Annotated in this window: 13 protein-coding genes; 5 read left to right on the top strand and 8 right to left on the bottom strand. The window is 68.4% G+C overall.

The window, feature by feature from the left end; all coding sequences use genetic code 11:
* Window positions 1–286: 286 nt before the first annotated feature.
* Window positions 287–511 carry a DUF1059 domain-containing protein gene (locus WIX39_RS24140; RefSeq protein WP_409196040.1) on the bottom strand — a complete coding sequence of 75 codons (225 nt, stop codon included), beginning with the start codon at window positions 509–511 and terminating at the stop codon, window positions 287–289.
* A 155-nt stretch (window positions 512–666) separates the two neighbouring features.
* Here WIX39_RS24140 and WIX39_RS24135 point away from each other — a divergent pair, with 155 nt between their 5' ends.
* Window positions 667–1,101, top strand: coding sequence for a helix-turn-helix transcriptional regulator (locus tag WIX39_RS24135; RefSeq protein ID WP_081271704.1), 435 nt, complete (start codon window positions 667–669; stop codon window positions 1,099–1,101).
* 18 nt (window positions 1,102–1,119) lie between these two features.
* Here the strand turns inward: WIX39_RS24135 and WIX39_RS24130 are convergent, their stop codons facing one another.
* Window positions 1,120–2,433, bottom strand: coding sequence for an MFS transporter (locus tag WIX39_RS24130; protein ID WP_409196039.1), 1,314 nt, complete (start codon window positions 2,431–2,433; stop codon window positions 1,120–1,122).
* A gap of 60 nt (window positions 2,434–2,493) precedes the next feature.
* Window positions 2,494–4,134: a GMC family oxidoreductase gene (locus WIX39_RS24125; protein WP_106937189.1), complete on the bottom strand. Its 1,641-nt coding sequence runs from the start codon at window positions 4,132–4,134 to the stop codon at window positions 2,494–2,496.
* Window positions 4,135–4,241: 107 nt separating this feature from the next.
* Between WIX39_RS24125 and WIX39_RS24120 the strand changes: the two genes are divergently transcribed.
* Window positions 4,242–5,048, top strand: a complete 807-nt coding sequence (locus WIX39_RS24120; RefSeq protein WP_409196038.1) for an IclR family transcriptional regulator — start codon at window positions 4,242–4,244, stop codon at window positions 5,046–5,048.
* A gap of 64 nt (window positions 5,049–5,112) precedes the next feature.
* Window positions 5,113–6,339 (top strand): DUF2252 domain-containing protein, encoded by a 1,227-nt coding sequence (locus WIX39_RS24115; protein ID WP_409196037.1) that lies wholly within the window; start codon window positions 5,113–5,115, stop codon window positions 6,337–6,339.
* 10 nt (window positions 6,340–6,349) lie between these two features.
* Here the strand turns inward: WIX39_RS24115 and WIX39_RS24110 are convergent, their stop codons facing one another.
* The 4 genes from WIX39_RS24110 to WIX39_RS24095 are packed head-to-tail and all read right to left on the bottom strand — an operon-like array spanning window position 6,350 to window position 10,753.
* Window positions 6,350–7,141 carry a sulfite exporter TauE/SafE family protein gene (locus WIX39_RS24110; RefSeq protein ID WP_409196036.1) on the bottom strand — a complete coding sequence of 264 codons (792 nt, stop codon included), beginning with the start codon at window positions 7,139–7,141 and terminating at the stop codon, window positions 6,350–6,352.
* A gap of 35 nt (window positions 7,142–7,176) precedes the next feature.
* Window positions 7,177–8,913 carry a cobaltochelatase CobT-related protein gene (locus tag WIX39_RS24105; RefSeq protein ID WP_409196035.1) on the bottom strand — a complete coding sequence of 579 codons (1,737 nt, stop codon included), beginning with the start codon at window positions 8,911–8,913 and terminating at the stop codon, window positions 7,177–7,179.
* Entirely contained in the window at window positions 8,910–9,893 is a 984-nt protein-coding gene (locus WIX39_RS24100; RefSeq protein ID WP_409196034.1) for an AAA family ATPase, read from the bottom strand. The genes WIX39_RS24105 and WIX39_RS24100 overlap by 4 nt, the downstream gene beginning before the upstream one ends.
* Before the next feature lie 26 nt (window positions 9,894–9,919).
* Window positions 9,920–10,753 (bottom strand): IclR family transcriptional regulator, encoded by an 834-nt coding sequence (locus WIX39_RS24095; RefSeq protein ID WP_409196033.1) that lies wholly within the window; start codon window positions 10,751–10,753, stop codon window positions 9,920–9,922.
* Between the two features lie 161 nt (window positions 10,754–10,914).
* Between WIX39_RS24095 and xsc the strand changes: the two genes are divergently transcribed.
* Complete coding sequence (gene xsc, locus WIX39_RS24090) at window positions 10,915–12,738, top strand: sulfoacetaldehyde acetyltransferase (protein WP_409196032.1); 1,824 nt, start codon at window positions 10,915–10,917, stop codon at window positions 12,736–12,738.
* Between the two features lie 7 nt (window positions 12,739–12,745).
* Complete coding sequence (locus WIX39_RS24085) at window positions 12,746–13,948, top strand: acetate/propionate family kinase (protein ID WP_409196031.1); 1,203 nt, start codon at window positions 12,746–12,748, stop codon at window positions 13,946–13,948.
* Window positions 13,949–13,952: 4 nt separating this feature from the next.
* Here WIX39_RS24085 and WIX39_RS24080 read toward each other — a convergent pair whose 3' ends face one another.
* Complete coding sequence (locus tag WIX39_RS24080; RefSeq protein ID WP_409196030.1) at window positions 13,953–14,894, bottom strand: LysR family transcriptional regulator; 942 nt, start codon at window positions 14,892–14,894, stop codon at window positions 13,953–13,955.
* Window positions 14,895–14,909 lie beyond the last annotated feature (15 nt).

Raw genomic sequence — 14,909 nt, 5'->3', positions numbered from 1 at the left:
GCGTCTTTTCATTAGTGGCTTGTTGCGTGCAGGCGCCCGTATGCAGCAGCAAGCTCTTCCTCTTGCTCCTCCACACGCCGCGAATCTCAAACTTCAAGCCAAAAATGTAAGTACGCGTACAGGCTGGCGATATGCCTGAAAGGGGGTACCTGCCTGGAGCGCACCGACGCCCGAAAGGCGTGCTTCCAGACCCTGCGCAAGCCGTTGGGCGGGCTTGGCACCGAACTGCATCCACACGTAACCGATGTTTCTTGGTGGATGCAAAAGTATTCAGTTTGCCGTGGCCTCAGGCCGGAACCTTCCGCGCAGGCGAGGTTTGCAGCGGTGGCGTACCGGCCTTGAACATGCCCGCCAGCTGCTTGCGCAGTTCCGGCGTGTCGGTATGGCCGTGAACGGCCACGGCGTGCTGGACGGCGGCATCGAGCAATTCGCTCTCGGTGTCGGCCGAGAGCGCGACGCTGCAGTTCATCGTGCTCGGGTACTCGCGGCAGTCGATGTATTGGCGTGACATGGCAGCTCCTGGAATATGTCCTTGCGGACGGGCGGCTTGCTGGCCCCATGCCTGCCTATACTGAATTTGCGGCAAGGAGCCCGCGAGCATCCTGCGTCCCGATGCGAGCAGGCGCCATACGCAGCAATGCGTACCCGCCGTGAAAGGGGCATGCCATGACGCATCTGACGCGCAACGATTGCGCGAGCGCGCTTCGCCTGCTGGAGCAGCTCGAGTCCTGGCGTTCGCCCGTGCGTCATCACGGCACGGGCCACGGCAACGGCTTGCGCGAATTGCGTCGCGCCGAACTGCAGGCCGACTACTACCGGCGCCTTGGGCTGGAGCATGCGGTGGCGGTGGCCTTCCTGTACCGGCTGGCCTGCCGCGCGGAGGCGCCGTTGCCCGATGTGCCGCCTGTCGGCCTGACGCCCCGCGAGGGCGACGTCATGCACTGGCTCTCGCGCGGCAAGACCGACGCCGAGATCGCCGCCTTGCTGTCGATAAGCCCCCGCACCGTCCACAAGCATCTGGAGCATGTGTACGTGAAGCTGGGCGTGGAGACCCGGACGGCGGCCGTGATGCGCGCGCTCGCCATGGGCAGGAACCCATGACGAACAAAGGCTGCGCCGTCAGCGCGAGGCCACCGCCACCGGCGCATCCGCCGGCGACGCACTCCGGCCGATCATCCACGCGCACGCCGCCGACACCACGCCCGCGAACAGCACGTACAGGCAGATCTGCCACGGCTCGCCGCCGCCGGACTTCAGCAGCGCGGTGGCAATGATGGGCGTGATGCCCGAGGCGAAGATGCCCGAGAACTGGTAGACGAAGCTGATGCCCGTGTAGCGGACCTTGGCGTCGAACAGGTCGCAGAACAGGGCAGCCTCCGGCCCGTACACCGACGCATACAGGATGCCGAAGGGCACGATGATCGACAGCCATATCAGCAGCACGTTGCCGCCGCTGTGCGTCATCAGCCAGAAGCCCGGGAACGCCGACACGGCGGTGATGAGCGAACCCCACATGTACACGCGCGGCCGCCCCAGCCGGTCCGACATGCGCCCGAAGAACGGAATGGCGAAGCACATCACCACCGCCGCGGCCATCACGCCCAGCAGCGCCTCGGTGCGGCTGATCTTGATGGTGCTGGTGAGGTAGTTGATGGAGAACACGCCGAAGATGTTGAAGAACACCCCGTCGATGTAGCGCGCGCCCATGCCCTTGAGCACGTTGCCGGGGTAGCGCCGGATCATGTCCATGAACGGAATGCGCAGCTCGGCGTTGCGCGCCTTCACGGCCGCGAACTCCGGCGTTTCCTTCACGTGCAGGCGGATGTACATGCCCACCATCACCATCACGCCCGAAATCAGGAAGGCGATGCGCCAGCCCCACGACAGGAACTGCTCGTCGGTCAGCAGCCACGACAGCAGCGCCACCACGCCCGAGGCCAGGCACAGGCCGATGGCCAGCCCGATCTGCGGCAGCGAGGCATAGAAGCCGCGCTTTTCCTTCGGCGCGTATTCGTAAGCCATGAGCACCGCGCCGCCCCATTCGCCGCCCAGGCCGATGCCCTGCGCCACGCGCAGCAGCAACAGCAGCAGCGGCGCCGCGATGCCGATCTGCGCATAGGTGGGCACCAGCCCGATCAGGAAGGTGGCCACGCCCATGATCATCAGCGTGATGACGAGCATGCTCTTGCGGCCGATCTTGTCGCCGAAGTGGCCGAAGATCACGCCGCCCAGCGGCCGCGTGACGAAGCCCACCGCGAAGGTGGTGTATGCCAGCAAGGTCGACACCACCGGGTCGCTGCCCGGGAAGTAGAGCTTGTTGAACACGATGCCGGCCACCACGCCGTACAGGAAGAAGTCGTACCACTCGATGGTGGCGCCCACCAGCGCCGAAACCACCACCCTGCGAATCGCTTTCTCGTCGCTTGCGCTCATGTCGTTGTCTCCGATGAGGTTGTCGTGGCGGCCTCTGCGGGCCGTGGGTTTGCAAAAAACTCAGTGCGCGGCGGTTGCCGCTCTCACGTCCTCTCTGATCAGGTCGACGGCCTTCTCGGCCATCATCACGGCGGGTGCGTTGGTGTTGCCCGACACCAGCGTCGGCATTGCCGAGCAGTCGATCACGCGCAGCCCCGCCACGCCGTGCACCCGCAGCCGCGCGTCGACCACCGCGAGCGCGTCGCTGCCCATGCGGCAGGTGCCGGTGGGGTGGAAGATGGTGGCGCCGTTGTTGCGGCAGAACTCCAGCAGCCCGTCGTCGCTCGTGATGTCGGGGCCGGGCTTCACCTCGCGCTTCACGTAGGGCCGCATCGCGGGAGATTCGGCAATCGCGCGCGCCGCCCTCACGCCGGCCACGGTGGTGGCGCGGTCCAGTTCGGTGGCGAGGTAGTTGGGCTGCATCGAAGGCGGCTCGGCGGCGTCGGTCGAGCGGATGCGGATGTACCCGCGCGACTCCGGCCGCAGCTGGCACACCGACATCGTGAAGCCGGAGTAGGGGTGCACCTTGCCGCCCGCCATGTCGGCCGAGAGCGTGGCCACGTGGAACTGGATGTCGGGCGTGGCCGCCACGGGCCGGCCGTGCGCATCCTTCAGCGCTCGCATGAAGCAGCCGCCCTGGTTGATGCCCACGGCCAGCGGGCCGGTGCGGTGCAGCAGCCATTCCAGGCCCATGCCCATCTGGCCGAACCAGGAGTTGAGCTGGTCGTTGGTGGTGATGGGCTTGGTGCACTCGTAGCCCAGGCGGATCTGCAGATGGTCCTGCAGGTTCTCGCCCACGCCCGGCAGCTCGCGCACCACCGCAATGCCGAAGCGGTCGAGCAGCGCGCGCGGCCCGATGCCCGAGAGCTGCAGCAGCTGCGGCGACTGGATCGAGCCCGCCGACAGCAGCACCTCGGCGCGGCAGCGCGCGGTCTTGAGCACGTGGTCTTGCCGGTAGGTGATGCCGACGGCGCGGCGCCCCTCGAACACCAGCTTGTCCGCCAGCGCGCCGGTCTCGATGCGCAGGTTGGGCCGCCGCTTCACGGCCGGCGTCAGGTAGGCCTTGGCCGTGCTGCAGCGCCAGCCCTTGTGCGTGGTCAGCTGGTAGTAGCCGGCGCCTTCCTGCGCGGCGCCGTTGAAGTCGCCGGTGCGCGGCACGCCGGTCTGCTGCGCGCCGTCGATGAAGGCTTCGATCAGCTCGTGCCTGGCCGCGATGTCCGACACCTTCAGCGGCCCGTTGCCGCCGTGGAAGGCGTCGGCGCCGCGCTGGTTGCCTTCGGACTTGATGAAGTAGGGCAGCACGTCGTCGTAGCCCCAGCCGGGGTTGCCGAGCGCGGCCCAGTGGTCGTAGTCCTCGCGCTGGCCGCGGATGTAGATCAGCCCGTTGATCGAGCTGGAGCCGCCCAGCGTCTTGCCGCGCGGCCAGTAGATGCGCCGGCCGTTCATGTTCGGGTCCGCGTCGGTCTCGAAGCGCCAGTTGTAGGTGGGGCTCCACATCGTCTTGCCGTAGCCGATGGGCAGGTGGATCCACAGCGACCGGTCGGCCGGCCCTGCCTCGAGCAGCAGCACACGGGTGGCCGGGTCTTCGCTCAGCCGGGCGGCCAGCACGCAGCCGGCGGAACCGGCGCCGACGACGATGTAGTCGAACGCTTCTTCAGACATGCAAGGGGCGCCTGTTGCTTCGGTGGAGTGGAACAATCGCTTCGCTCGGCCGCATCCTAGGCCAATGATTTTCGGAACGCAACGTTCCATTTTTAAGGTTTACCCGCATGCCCCGTCCAGCGCGCCCGTCCGCCGCAGTGGTTTCCATCGAGGAGCCGGAGTCCGCATCCGCCTCCGGTTCGTCGGCCGAACGCAGCCTGCGCCTGCTGGCGCTGCTGGCCAACGAGGGCAGGGCGCTCACGCTCGCCGACCTGGCCGCGCAGCTGGGCCTGCCCAAGGGCACCGCGCACCGCATCTGCACGCAACTGCTGGCCGGCGGGTTCCTGGCGCGCGATGTGGACGAGCGCTCGTTCAGCGTCGGCCCCGCGCTGCGCAAGCTGGCCTTCGACACGCTGAACCACGGCGTGGTGCGCGGACTGCGCCACGAAGTGCTGTCGGCACTGGTGCGCGAGGTCGGCGAGACCTGCAACCTCACCACGCTCGACGGCGCGCAGGTGCTCTACCTCGACCGCGTGGAAGCCCAATGGCCGCTGCGGCTGACGCTCGACGTGGGCTCGCACGTGCCGCTGCACTGCACCGCCAGCGGCAAGCTGTTCCTGGCGCAGATGCCGAAGAAAGAACGCGACGCGCTCATCGACAACCTGCCGCTGGAGCGCATGACCGCCAACTCCATCACCGGCGCTGGGGCGCTGCGCGCCGAGTGCGACGCCATCGCCAAACAGGGCTATTCGTGCGACCGCGAGGAGTTCATTGCCGGCCTGGTGGCGGTGGCCGTGCCGGTGCGCGATGCGCAGGGCGCGGTGCGCGCCGCGCTGGCCGTGCATGCGCCGACCGCGCGGATGTCGATGGACGATGCGCTTAAGCGCATCGACGCGCTGAAAGCTGCTGCCGGAAAGATGACTGCGCTGCTCTGAAACATGCCGGCTCCGCCGTGCCGGCGGCTTCGGAATCCGCCATGACGCCAAAGGGAACACACGCATGCTGAACGTCGCCGAGACCATCCGCAACTACAACGCCGGCCGCGACCCCGAGCGCCTGGCGATGAAATACGCCAACCTGCGCACCAACCCCTTCGTGTTCCTGCGCGGGACCTGCCACCTGTTCTACGAGCGCCTGCCCCAGGACGCGCTGTTCGCCGGCAAGGCGCCCGCCGGCTGGGTGTGCGGCGATGCGCACCTGGAGAACTTCGGCAGCTACAAGGGCGACAACCGCCTCGTGTACTTCGACCTCAACGACTTCGACGAAGCCGCGCTGGCGCCCGTCACCTGGGATCTGGTGCGTTTCCTGTCGAGCATCCTCGTCGCCGGCGACGGCCTCTGCGCCACCGCCGACGATGCCGATGCGCTGTGCAACACCGCGCTCGACGCGTACGCCGGTGCGCTGCTCTCGGGCAAGGCGCGGTGGGTGGACCGCGACAACGCGGGCGGCCTGATCGGGCAACTGCTCGACACCCTCAAGGCGCGCACGAGGCCGGCCTTCCTGGACAAGCGCACCGACCGCAAGGGCCACGGGCGTGTCATTCGCATCGACAACAAGCGTGCGCTCGCCGCCACCGATGCGCAGCGCGACCGCGTGACCAAGCTGGTCGGCGCCTACGCCGCGACGCAGGACAAGCCCGGGTTCTTCAAGGTGCTCGACGTGGCAAGGCGCATCGCCGGCACCGGCAGCCTGGGCGTGGAGCGCTACATCGTCCTGGTCGAAGGCAAGGGCTCGCCCGACGGCAACTACCTGCTCGACCTGAAGGAGGCGCTACCTTCATCGCTGGTGCCGCGCCTGAAGCTCGCGCAACCCGCATGGCCTTCGCAGGCGCACCGCGTGGTGGGACTGCAGCGCCGCATGCAGGCCGTGTCGATGGCCTTCCTGCAGCCCATCGCCGGCACCGGGCCGGATGCTGCCGCCTCCTACGTGCTGCGGGGCCTGCAGCCCAGCGAAGACCGCGTGAGCCTCGACGTGAAGCGAACCTCGCCCGACCAGATCCGCGGCGTCACCGACGAAATGGGGCAGCTCATGGCGTGGGCGCAACTGCGCAGTTCAGGCCGCCAGGGCTCGGCCACCGCCGATGCGCTCATCGACTTCGGCGGCTCGGCGAAGTCTTGGCGCAAGGACCTGATGGCGGCTGCGCACCAGTGCGCGGCGCAGGTGGTGAAAGACTGGAAGGATTACTGCGGGGCCTATGACGCGGGGGCTATGGGGCCGTCCAAATAGCGCCAGCCACTTACCCGATCAAACCCGCCACCGACCGCACCACACTCACCGCCGCCAACCCGATCAGCAGATTCAGCACATGCTTCCTGAACTGCTCCGGCGACACGCCCTTGAACGAGCGCTGTCCCCACCAGATGCCTGCAAGCATCGCCGGTGCCAGCCACAGCGCCCACTTCAGGGTGTCCGGCCCCAGCAGGTTGCCCGACGCATGCGCCGATGACGGCATCAGCGCCGCGCAGACCAGCGACACCACGTCGCTGAACAGCAGCAGCGCGATCAGCGTGGCGCGCAATCTGGCCGGCGCCATCTTCGCGGTACTCAGCAGAACGGCGATGGCGATGCCGCCGATGGCCGCGACGCCGTTGATGAAGCCCGACGCCAGCCCCGCCGACAAGCGCACGCCGCGTGTCGGCACGAGGGTGGCGCGCGCGCCGGCGCGCAGCAGCAAGGCGGCCGACATCAGCAGCGCGCCGATCAGCAGCCGCAGCGGCGTCTCCGGCAGCCACGCGAGCAGCGCCACGCCGATGGGAATGCAGATGAGGTTGCCCAGCATCAGCCAACTGAGCCACGGCATGTCGATGTCGCGCGCGATGCCGCGCAGCTGGCTCAGGCTCGCCAGTATCTCGAGCATGAAGATCGCGGGCACCACCAGCGCGGGCGACACCACCAGCGACATGCCCGCCACCGTGATGGCCGAGAAGCCGAAGCCCGCGAAGCCGCGCACGATGCCGGCCGCGAACACCACGCACAGGCTGTAGGCCAGCGTGGCCGGTGCCAGTGGTGGCACCAAGAGTGCGGACACGATTGCCGACATTGAGTCCATGAGACCGTAACGCGTCAGCGGCGGTGGCGCCCGGCCATCAACCCGATCACCTCGCGAAAGATGGTGTTGCCGCTGCTGCCGGCCAGGTCGAGCACATGGCTGCGGCTGTAGCAGGGGCTCAGATCGAGGCCGACGCCGATGCCTGCAATGGCGATGTCGCCGCGCTGCTCCTGGCGCGCGACCACGTCTCGCAGGTGGTGGTCGAGGTAGTGCGCGTCGTTGGCCAGGTGCGTGGCGCTGTCCATCGGCGAACCGTCGGAAATCACGAGCAGCAGCTTGCGCGCCTCGCCGCGCTGGCGCAGCCGCGTGCAGGCCCAGTCGACCGCCTCGCCGTCGATGCCTTCGCGGAACAGGTCGGCCTTCAGCAGCGCCGCCATTGCGGGGCGCGCGCGGCGCCACGGTGTGCCGGCGGCCTTGAAGACGAGGTGGCTGCGCTCGTTGAGGCGGCCGGGGTGGGGCGGCCGGCCGGCACGCACCCATTCGCGCTGTGGCCGACCGCCGTTCCATGCGCCGGTGGTGAAGCCCAGCACTTCGCTGGCCACGCCGGCCTGTTCGAGTGCGCGTGCGAACACGTCGACCATCATCGCGACCGATTCGGCATGCTCCTTCATCGAGCCCGAGCAGTCGATGAGGAAAGTGACGATGCAGTCGGCCAGCGGCTCCATGCGCTCGGTGCGGAACAGCCGGCGCTCGGTGGGCGATGCGACGAGCTGTGCGAGCCGGCGCCCATCGATCAGGCCTTCTTCCTGCCCGCCGTCCCAGCCGTCGCGCTCGGGCTCTGCCAGCAGGGCGCGCAGCTCGCGCGCGAGGCGGGCGACGTTCACGCCCTGCGCGGCGATGCGGCGGTCGAGCTTTTCCCTGTGCTGCGCGAGCACTTCCTTGCGCGCGAGCGTGGCGGCGTCGTGTTCGCGGTCGTAGGCCGTGGTGAAGACGCGGTAGGCGCCGCCGGCGTCGTCGAGCACCGCGCTGCGGCCCGACTCGGCGGTGGTGAAGCGCTCGACGATCTCCTGGTCCATGTCGGCCACGAGGCTGAACACGCTGCGCTTGTCGTCCACATGCGGATCGCGCGCGGCGCCGCTGCCTTCCTCGCCGGCCTCGTGCAGCATCGCGGCCACGGTGCGTGCGATGGCTAGGGCGTGCACCGCATAGGCGGCCTGGTCGGCGCGGTCTCTGCGCAGGCCCGCCAGGGCATGGCCGATGAGCGACGCAAGCGCGAAGCGCGTGGCTTCGAGCATGTCCTCTGTTTCTTCCACCACCTGCTGGCCACTCACGCGGGCGCGGCAGATCTGCGCCACGGCGTACAGCAGCAGGCCGCGCGCGGTGTCGGTCAGCCCCGAGTGATGGAAGGCCAGCGACCATTGCTCATGCCGGTGCCGCAGGTTGCGGCGCATGCCGGCCATGGCGTCGGGCGCCAGCGCCTCGGCGCGGAACTGCTCCAGCATTTCGAACAGCATGCGTTCGACCGGCTCCTGGGGCTGCAGTGTTGCATGCAGCGTCGCATCCGACACGGTGAGCCGCAGCGCGAGCCCGTCGGCCACGCCGCGGAACGAAGCAAAGTCGTCGGTGTCGGGCGAGGGATGCAGGTGCGGCGCGAACCACGGCAGCGCGATGCGGCCGCGGTGCAGCCGCCGTCCGCGAAAGTGCAGGTCGCGCTCGCCGCTGAAGGCGCGCACCACGCCCGCGCAGAGCTCCGCGACCTGCTCCTCCTGCCGCACGCGGCGCTGCATCGCGCTCGCGGGCCCGGGGCTCATTCGCGCGGACCTGCGCAGAGCTGGTGCGACTCCTTCAGCTCGCGGTCGAAGCAGCGCTGGAAGTACTCGGCCACCAGCGGCCGTTCGGCGTCGTCGCACTTGTTGACGAAGGAGAGACGGAATGCGAGCGCCGGGTCCTTGAAGATCTCGATGTTCTCGGCCCAGGTGATGACGGTGCGCGGCGACATCAGCGTCGACAGGTCGCCCGCCGCAAAGCCTTTGCGCGTGAGGTCGGCCACCGCCACCATCGACGCGACCAGCCTCGTGCCCGCCTCGTCGGCCAGCGAAGGCACGCGCGCCTGCACGATGGCGATTTCTTCATCGGCCGGCAGGTAGTTGAGCGAGGCCACGATGTTCCAGCGGTCGATCTGCGCATGGTTGAGCCGCTGCGCGCCGTGGTACAGGCCGTTGAGGTTGCCCAGGCCCACCGTGTTGGCGGTGGCGAACAGGCGGAAGAAGGGGTGCGGCCGCAGCACCTTGTTCTGGTCCATGAGCGTGAATTTGCCGTCGCGCTCCAGGATGCGCTGGATGACGAACATCACGTCGGGCCGGCCCGCGTCGTACTCGTCGAAGATCAGCGCCACCGGCCGTTGCAGCGCCCAGGGCACGATGCCTTCCTTGAACTCGGTGACCTGCTTGCCTTCGCGCAGCACCACCGCGTCCTTGCCGACGAGGTCGAGCCGGCTGATGTGGCCGTCGAGGTTCAGGCGTATGCAGGGCCAGTTCAGGCGCGCCGCCACCTGCTCGATGTGCGTCGACTTGCCGGTGCCGTGCAGCCCCTGCACCATCACGCGCCGGTCGCGCGTGAAGCCGGCCAGGATGGCGAGCGTCACGTCGGGGTTGAAGCGGTAGACGGCATCGACCTCGGGCACGTGGTCGTCGCGTTCGCTGAAGGCGGGCACCTGCAGGTCGGTGTCGATGCCGAACACCTCGCGCACGCTGAGCATCCGATCGGGGCGAAGGTCGGCGGTGTCGGTCACGGTGGGCTTTCTGGAAAGAAGAAGGGTCAGGCCTGCGCGCGGTCGGAGAACGCCGCGCCGGCATCGATGCGGCTCAGTGCCTTGGCTGCGCGCTGCATTGCCGGCAGCAGCGTCTTCGCCTTGGCCGCGTCGAGCCGCATCACCGGCGCCTGCACCGCGATGCAGAGGTTGGAGGGCGCGTCGTCGCCGGAAGGCACCAGCGTGGCGATACACAGCAGGCCGGGCAGGAATTCTTCGTGGTCGATGGCGTAGCCGTCCTTGCGGATGCGCTGCACTTCCTTTTCCAGCGCATCGGGGTCGGTCAGCGTCTTGGGCGTGTACGGCTCCAGCGGCGCGTTCGACAGCAGCCGGCGGCGCTGCGCCGGGCTCATCTGGGAGAGAAAGATCTTGCCGCTGGCCGAGCAGTGCACCGGCACGCGCGACCCCGAGTGCAGGTAGAAGCGCAGCGGCGCGGCGGTTTCCACGCGGTCGAGGTACACCACCTCGCTGCCCGACAGCGCCGTGAGGTTGCAGCTTTCGCCGATTTCTTCCACCAGCTGGCGCAGTACCGTGTGGCGCGCGCCGTGCAGGCTGTCGTTGAGCAGCAGGTTCTCGGCCAGCCGCCGCAGCCGCGTGCTGATGCCGTAGTGCCGGCCGTCGCCTTCGCGCTGCAACAGCCCCGCGCCCTCGAGCTGCTGGAGCATGCGGTGCAGCGTGGGCTTGGGCAGGCCGGTTTCTTCCACCAGGCCCTGCAGCGAGTAGCGCTGGTCTTTCGCGGCCATGACTTCGAGCAGCGCGAACAGGCGCATGGTGGGCGTGTCGCCCGCCGGTTCGGCGGCTTCCACGTGGAGCCCTTTGACGATCTTCATGGGGCGGATCATAGATGTTTTACAAAAAAAGAGACAAGGCGTACCGATTTTTGTAAATTGTTTGACGCCGTGCCGATGCCGTCCTATATTCCGCCGGAATGAATTCCGGAACAAGTCGTTCCGACTTTTTGGGTGCAAGCCACCGCCCATCATCCTTTCAGGAGACGCCTTCCATGAGCCAGAAGCCAGCCGCAGCCCCCACCCGCGAAGCCGTCAAGGGCGTGCAGAAGATGACGCCCTCCGAGGCCTTCGTCGAGACCATGGTCGCCAACGGCGTGACCGACATCTTCGGCATCATGGGCTCGGCCTTCATGGACGCGATGGACATCTTCGCGCCCGCCGGCATCCGGCTGATTCCGGTGGTGCACGAGCAGGGCGGCGCCCACATGGCCGACGGCTATGCGCGCGTGTCGGGCCGCCACGGCCTGGTCATCGGCCAGAATGGCCCCGGCATCAGCAACTGCGTGACGGCCGTTGCCGCGGCCTACTGGGCGCACAGCCCGGTGGTGATGATCACGCCCGAGACCGGCACCATGGGCATGGGCCTCGGCGGCTTCCAGGAAGCCAACCAGCTGCCGATGTTCCAGGAGTTCACAAAGTACCAGGGCCACGTCAACAACCCCAAGCGCATGGCCGAGTACACCGCGCGCTGCTTCGACCGCGCCATCTCCGAGATGGGCCCGACGCAGCTCAACATTCCGCGCGACTACTTCTATGGCGAGATCCAGTGCGAGATCCCGAAGCCGATGCGCGTGGAGCGTGGCGCGGGCGGAGAGAACAGCCTGAACGCGGCGGTCGAGCTGCTGGCCTCGGCCAGGTTCCCTGTGATCCTCTCGGGCGGCGGCGTGGTCATGGGCGATGCGGTGGAAGAGTGCAAGGCGCTGGCGGAGCGCCTCGGCGCGCCGGTTGCCAACGGCTACCTGCGCAACGACTCCTTTCCCGCGAGCCATCCGCTGTGGGCCGGCCCGCTGGGCTACCAGGGCTCCAAGGCGGCGATGAAGCTCATCGCGCAGGCCGACGTGGTGCTGGCTCTGGGCTCCCGCATGGGCCCCTTCGGCACGCTGCCGCAGCACGGCATGGACTACTGGCCGAAGGACGCGAAGATCATCCAGGTCGAGGCCGACCACACCAACCTGGGCCTGGTGAAGAAGATCACCGTCGGCATCCACGGCGACGCCAAGGCCACGGCCAAGGAACTGCTCAAGCGCCTGCAGGGCAAGACGCTGGCCTGCGACGCCACCAAGGCCGAGCGCGCCGACAGGATCAAGGCCGAGAAAGCCGCGTGGGAAAAGGAACTCGACGAGTGGACCCACGAGCGCGACCAGTTCAGCCTCGACGCCATCGAGGAAGCCAAGGGCGAGAAGACGCCCACCGGCGGCAGCTACCTGCACCCGCGCCAGGTGCTGCGCGAGCTGGAAAAGGCCATGCCGCCGCGCGTGATGGTCTCCACCGACATCGGCAACATCAACGCCATTGCCAACAGCTACCTGCGCTTCGAGGAGCCGCGCAGCTTCTTCGCGCCGATGAGCTTTGGCAATTGCGGCTACTCGCTGCCCACCATGATCGGCGCCAAGTGCGCCGCGCCCGACCGCCCGGCCGTGGCCTATGCCGGCGACGGCGCCTGGGGCATGAGCATGGTGGAAATCATGACGGCGGTGCGCCACGACATTCCGGTCACGGCCGTGGTGTTCCACAACCGCCAGTGGGGCGCGGAGAAGAAGAACCAGGTCGACTTCTACAACCGCCGCTTCGTGGCCGGCGAGCTTGAAAGCGAGAGCTTCGCGGGCATAGCAAAGGCCATGGGCGCCGAAGGCATCGTGGTCGACAAGCTCGAAGAAGTGGGCCCGGCGCTGAAGAAGGCCATCGACATGCAGATGAACGAAGGCAAGACCTGCGTCATCGAGATCATGTGCACCCGCGAGCTGGGCGACCCCTTCCGCCGCGACGCGCTGTCCAAGCCGGTACGATTCCTCGACAAGTACAAGGACTACGTCTGAAGAACCCATGACCGATTCGCTGCTGACGCTCAACGCGGGCTCCTCGTCCATCAAGGTCGCATTGTTCGATGCGGCACATCCGGGCGGCGGCGATGCGTTGCCGTCGGCGCGCTGGTCGGGCCAGGCGGACGGTCTGGGCGCGGGCCTGCAGGCGCGGCTGCGCATTCGCGATGTACAGGGCAAGACGCTGCTCGACGAGCCGCTCGATGGCGCACGCGCCTCGCACCAGGGCGCGCTGGCCGGGCTGCTCGAATGGCATGCGCGGCAGGGCGAGGGCGGGCGCATCGCGGCGGTGGGGCATCGCATCGTGCATGGCGGCACGGACTTCGTGGAACCGGTGCGCGTCGACGCGGCATTGCTCGATGCACTCGCCAAGCTGGAGCCCCTGGCGCCGCTGCACCAGCCGCACAACCTGGCCGGCGTGCGCGCGGCCATGGCCGCCTTCGAGGGCGTGCCGCAGGTGGCTTGCTTCGACACGGCCTTCCATGCGGTGCAGCCGGAGGTCAACCGGCGCTTTGCGTTGCCGCGTGAGTTGCATGACGCTGGCGTGCGGCGCTACGGCTTCCACGGCCTCTCGTATGAATCGATCGTCGCGCAGTTCGCGGGCATCGCGCCCGAGCTGGCGCAGCGGCGCGTGATCGTCGCGCACCTGGGAAACGGCGCGTCGATGTGCGGCATGGTCAACGGCCGCTCGGTCGTGACGACCATGACCTTCTCTCCGCTGGACGGCCTGACCATGGGCACGCGCTGCGGCCGCATCGACGCGGCGGTGGTGCCCTACCTGATGCGATCGCGCGGCATGTCGGCCGACGCGGTCGAGAAGCTGCTGTTCCGCGAATCGGGCTTGCTGGGGCTGTCGGGCGTGTCGAGCGACATGCGTGCTCTGCAGGCTTCGGCAGAGCCGGCGGCTGCCGAGGCGATCGCGCATTTCGTGGAGCAGGTGGTGCAGCACATGGGCATGCTGGCGGGCGCCTTGCGCGGCGTGGACGCCATCGTGTTCACCGGAGGCATCGGCGAGAACGACGCGCCGCTGCGCCAACGCATGCTCGAAGACTGCGCCTGGCTGGGCGTGCAGATGGATGCAGCCGCCAACCGGGGCGGCGCTGCGCTGCTGACCGCGGCCGGCAGCCCTGTGAGCGCCTGGGTGCTGCGCACCGACGAAGAAGCGGTGATCGCTCGCCACACCGCACGCGTGCTGCACATGGGCTGAGCGCTCAGCGCGCGGTGGCGCTGGTGGCCATGCGCGGCACCGTGGCGCCGCAGTGGCGCAGGAAGTCGGCGGTTGCGCCGCCCAGCAGCTTGTCGCGGTGCATCACCGTCGCCAGCTTGCGCACGCCGGCCGGCAGCCGCGTGCGCAGTTCGACCAGGTGGCCGTCTTCCAGCGCCTGCGCCACGGTGTAGCGCGACAGGCAGGCCAGGCCGGTGCCTGTGGCCACCACGCGCTTGATGGCCTCGGTGCTCCCCAGTTCGAAACCCACGTTCACCTGCTCCAGGTTCTGGATCAGCCAGGCATCGGTGACCTGCCGCGTGCCCGAGCCGTGCTCGCGCAACACCCAGGTGGCCTGCGACAGCTGCTTGTGCGTGGCCACGCGGCCGGCCAGCGCATGGCCCGGCGCGGCCACGATCACCAGCTCGTCGCTGCGCCATGCGCGCACGACCAGGTCGGGGTGGGTCTGCGGGCCTTCGATGAAGCCCACGTCGACGTCGAAGCCCGCCACCGCCTCGATCACGTCGCGCGTGTTGGCGATGTGCAGCCGCACCTGGCTCTGCGGATGCAGCGCGGTCCATTGCGACATGCGCTCGGGCAGCAGGTATTCGCCGATGGTGAAGCTCGCAGCCACGCGCAACGGCGCCGCATGCTCGGCACTGAAGAGGGCCTGCACCTCGCCCGCCTGGTCGAGCAGCGCCTGCGCCTTGGGCAGCAGGGCGCGGCCGTTCTCGTTGAGCACCAGCCGGCGGCCGATGCGGTCGAACAGCAGGACGCCGACCGAGGTTTCCAGGTCGGCCAGCGCGCTGCTCGCGGCCGACTGCGAACGCGCGATGCGGTCTGCCGCCGCACGGGTGCTGCCGCCGCGCGCGGTGGCCACGAACACCTCCAGCTGCCGCAGGTTCAGGCGCAGGCGCTGCGCCGAAAGTTGATCTGTTTTTCCGGTCATGGTGAGAGATATTCT

Origin of the sequence: Variovorax sp. AB1(2024), assembly GCF_037482385.2 — a bacterium.
Lineage (GTDB): Bacteria > Pseudomonadota > Gammaproteobacteria > Burkholderiales > Burkholderiaceae_C > Variovorax.
The sequence above is the reverse complement of the archived record's forward strand: the minus strand, read 5'-3'. Positions and strand labels throughout refer to the sequence as shown.

Excerpts from the sequence above, each read along its gene's own strand:
- WIX39_RS24130 (WP_409196039.1), bottom strand. The coding sequence starts at position 2,433 with ATGAGCGCAAGCGACGAGAAAGCGATTCGCAGGGTGGTGGTTTCGGCG.
- WIX39_RS24135 (WP_081271704.1), top strand. The coding sequence starts at position 667 with ATGACGCATCTGACGCGCAACGATTGCGCGAGCGCGCTTCGCCTGCTG.
- xsc (WP_409196032.1), top strand. The coding sequence starts at position 10,915 with ATGAGCCAGAAGCCAGCCGCAGCCCCCACCCGCGAAGCCGTCAAGGGC.
- WIX39_RS24080 (WP_409196030.1), bottom strand. The coding sequence starts at position 14,894 with ATGACCGGAAAAACAGATCAACTTTCGGCGCAGCGCCTGCGCCTGAAC.
- WIX39_RS24115 (WP_409196037.1), top strand. The coding sequence starts at position 5,113 with ATGCTGAACGTCGCCGAGACCATCCGCAACTACAACGCCGGCCGCGAC.
- WIX39_RS24085 (WP_409196031.1), top strand. The coding sequence starts at position 12,746 with ATGACCGATTCGCTGCTGACGCTCAACGCGGGCTCCTCGTCCATCAAG.
- WIX39_RS24125 (WP_106937189.1), bottom strand. The coding sequence starts at position 4,134 with ATGTCTGAAGAAGCGTTCGACTACATCGTCGTCGGCGCCGGTTCCGCC.
- WIX39_RS24095 (WP_409196033.1), bottom strand. The coding sequence starts at position 10,753 with ATGATCCGCCCCATGAAGATCGTCAAAGGGCTCCACGTGGAAGCCGCC.
- WIX39_RS24120 (WP_409196038.1), top strand. The coding sequence starts at position 4,242 with ATGCCCCGTCCAGCGCGCCCGTCCGCCGCAGTGGTTTCCATCGAGGAG.
- WIX39_RS24140 (WP_409196040.1), bottom strand. The coding sequence starts at position 511 with ATGTCACGCCAATACATCGACTGCCGCGAGTACCCGAGCACGATGAAC.
- WIX39_RS24105 (WP_409196035.1), bottom strand. The coding sequence starts at position 8,913 with ATGAGCCCCGGGCCCGCGAGCGCGATGCAGCGCCGCGTGCGGCAGGAG.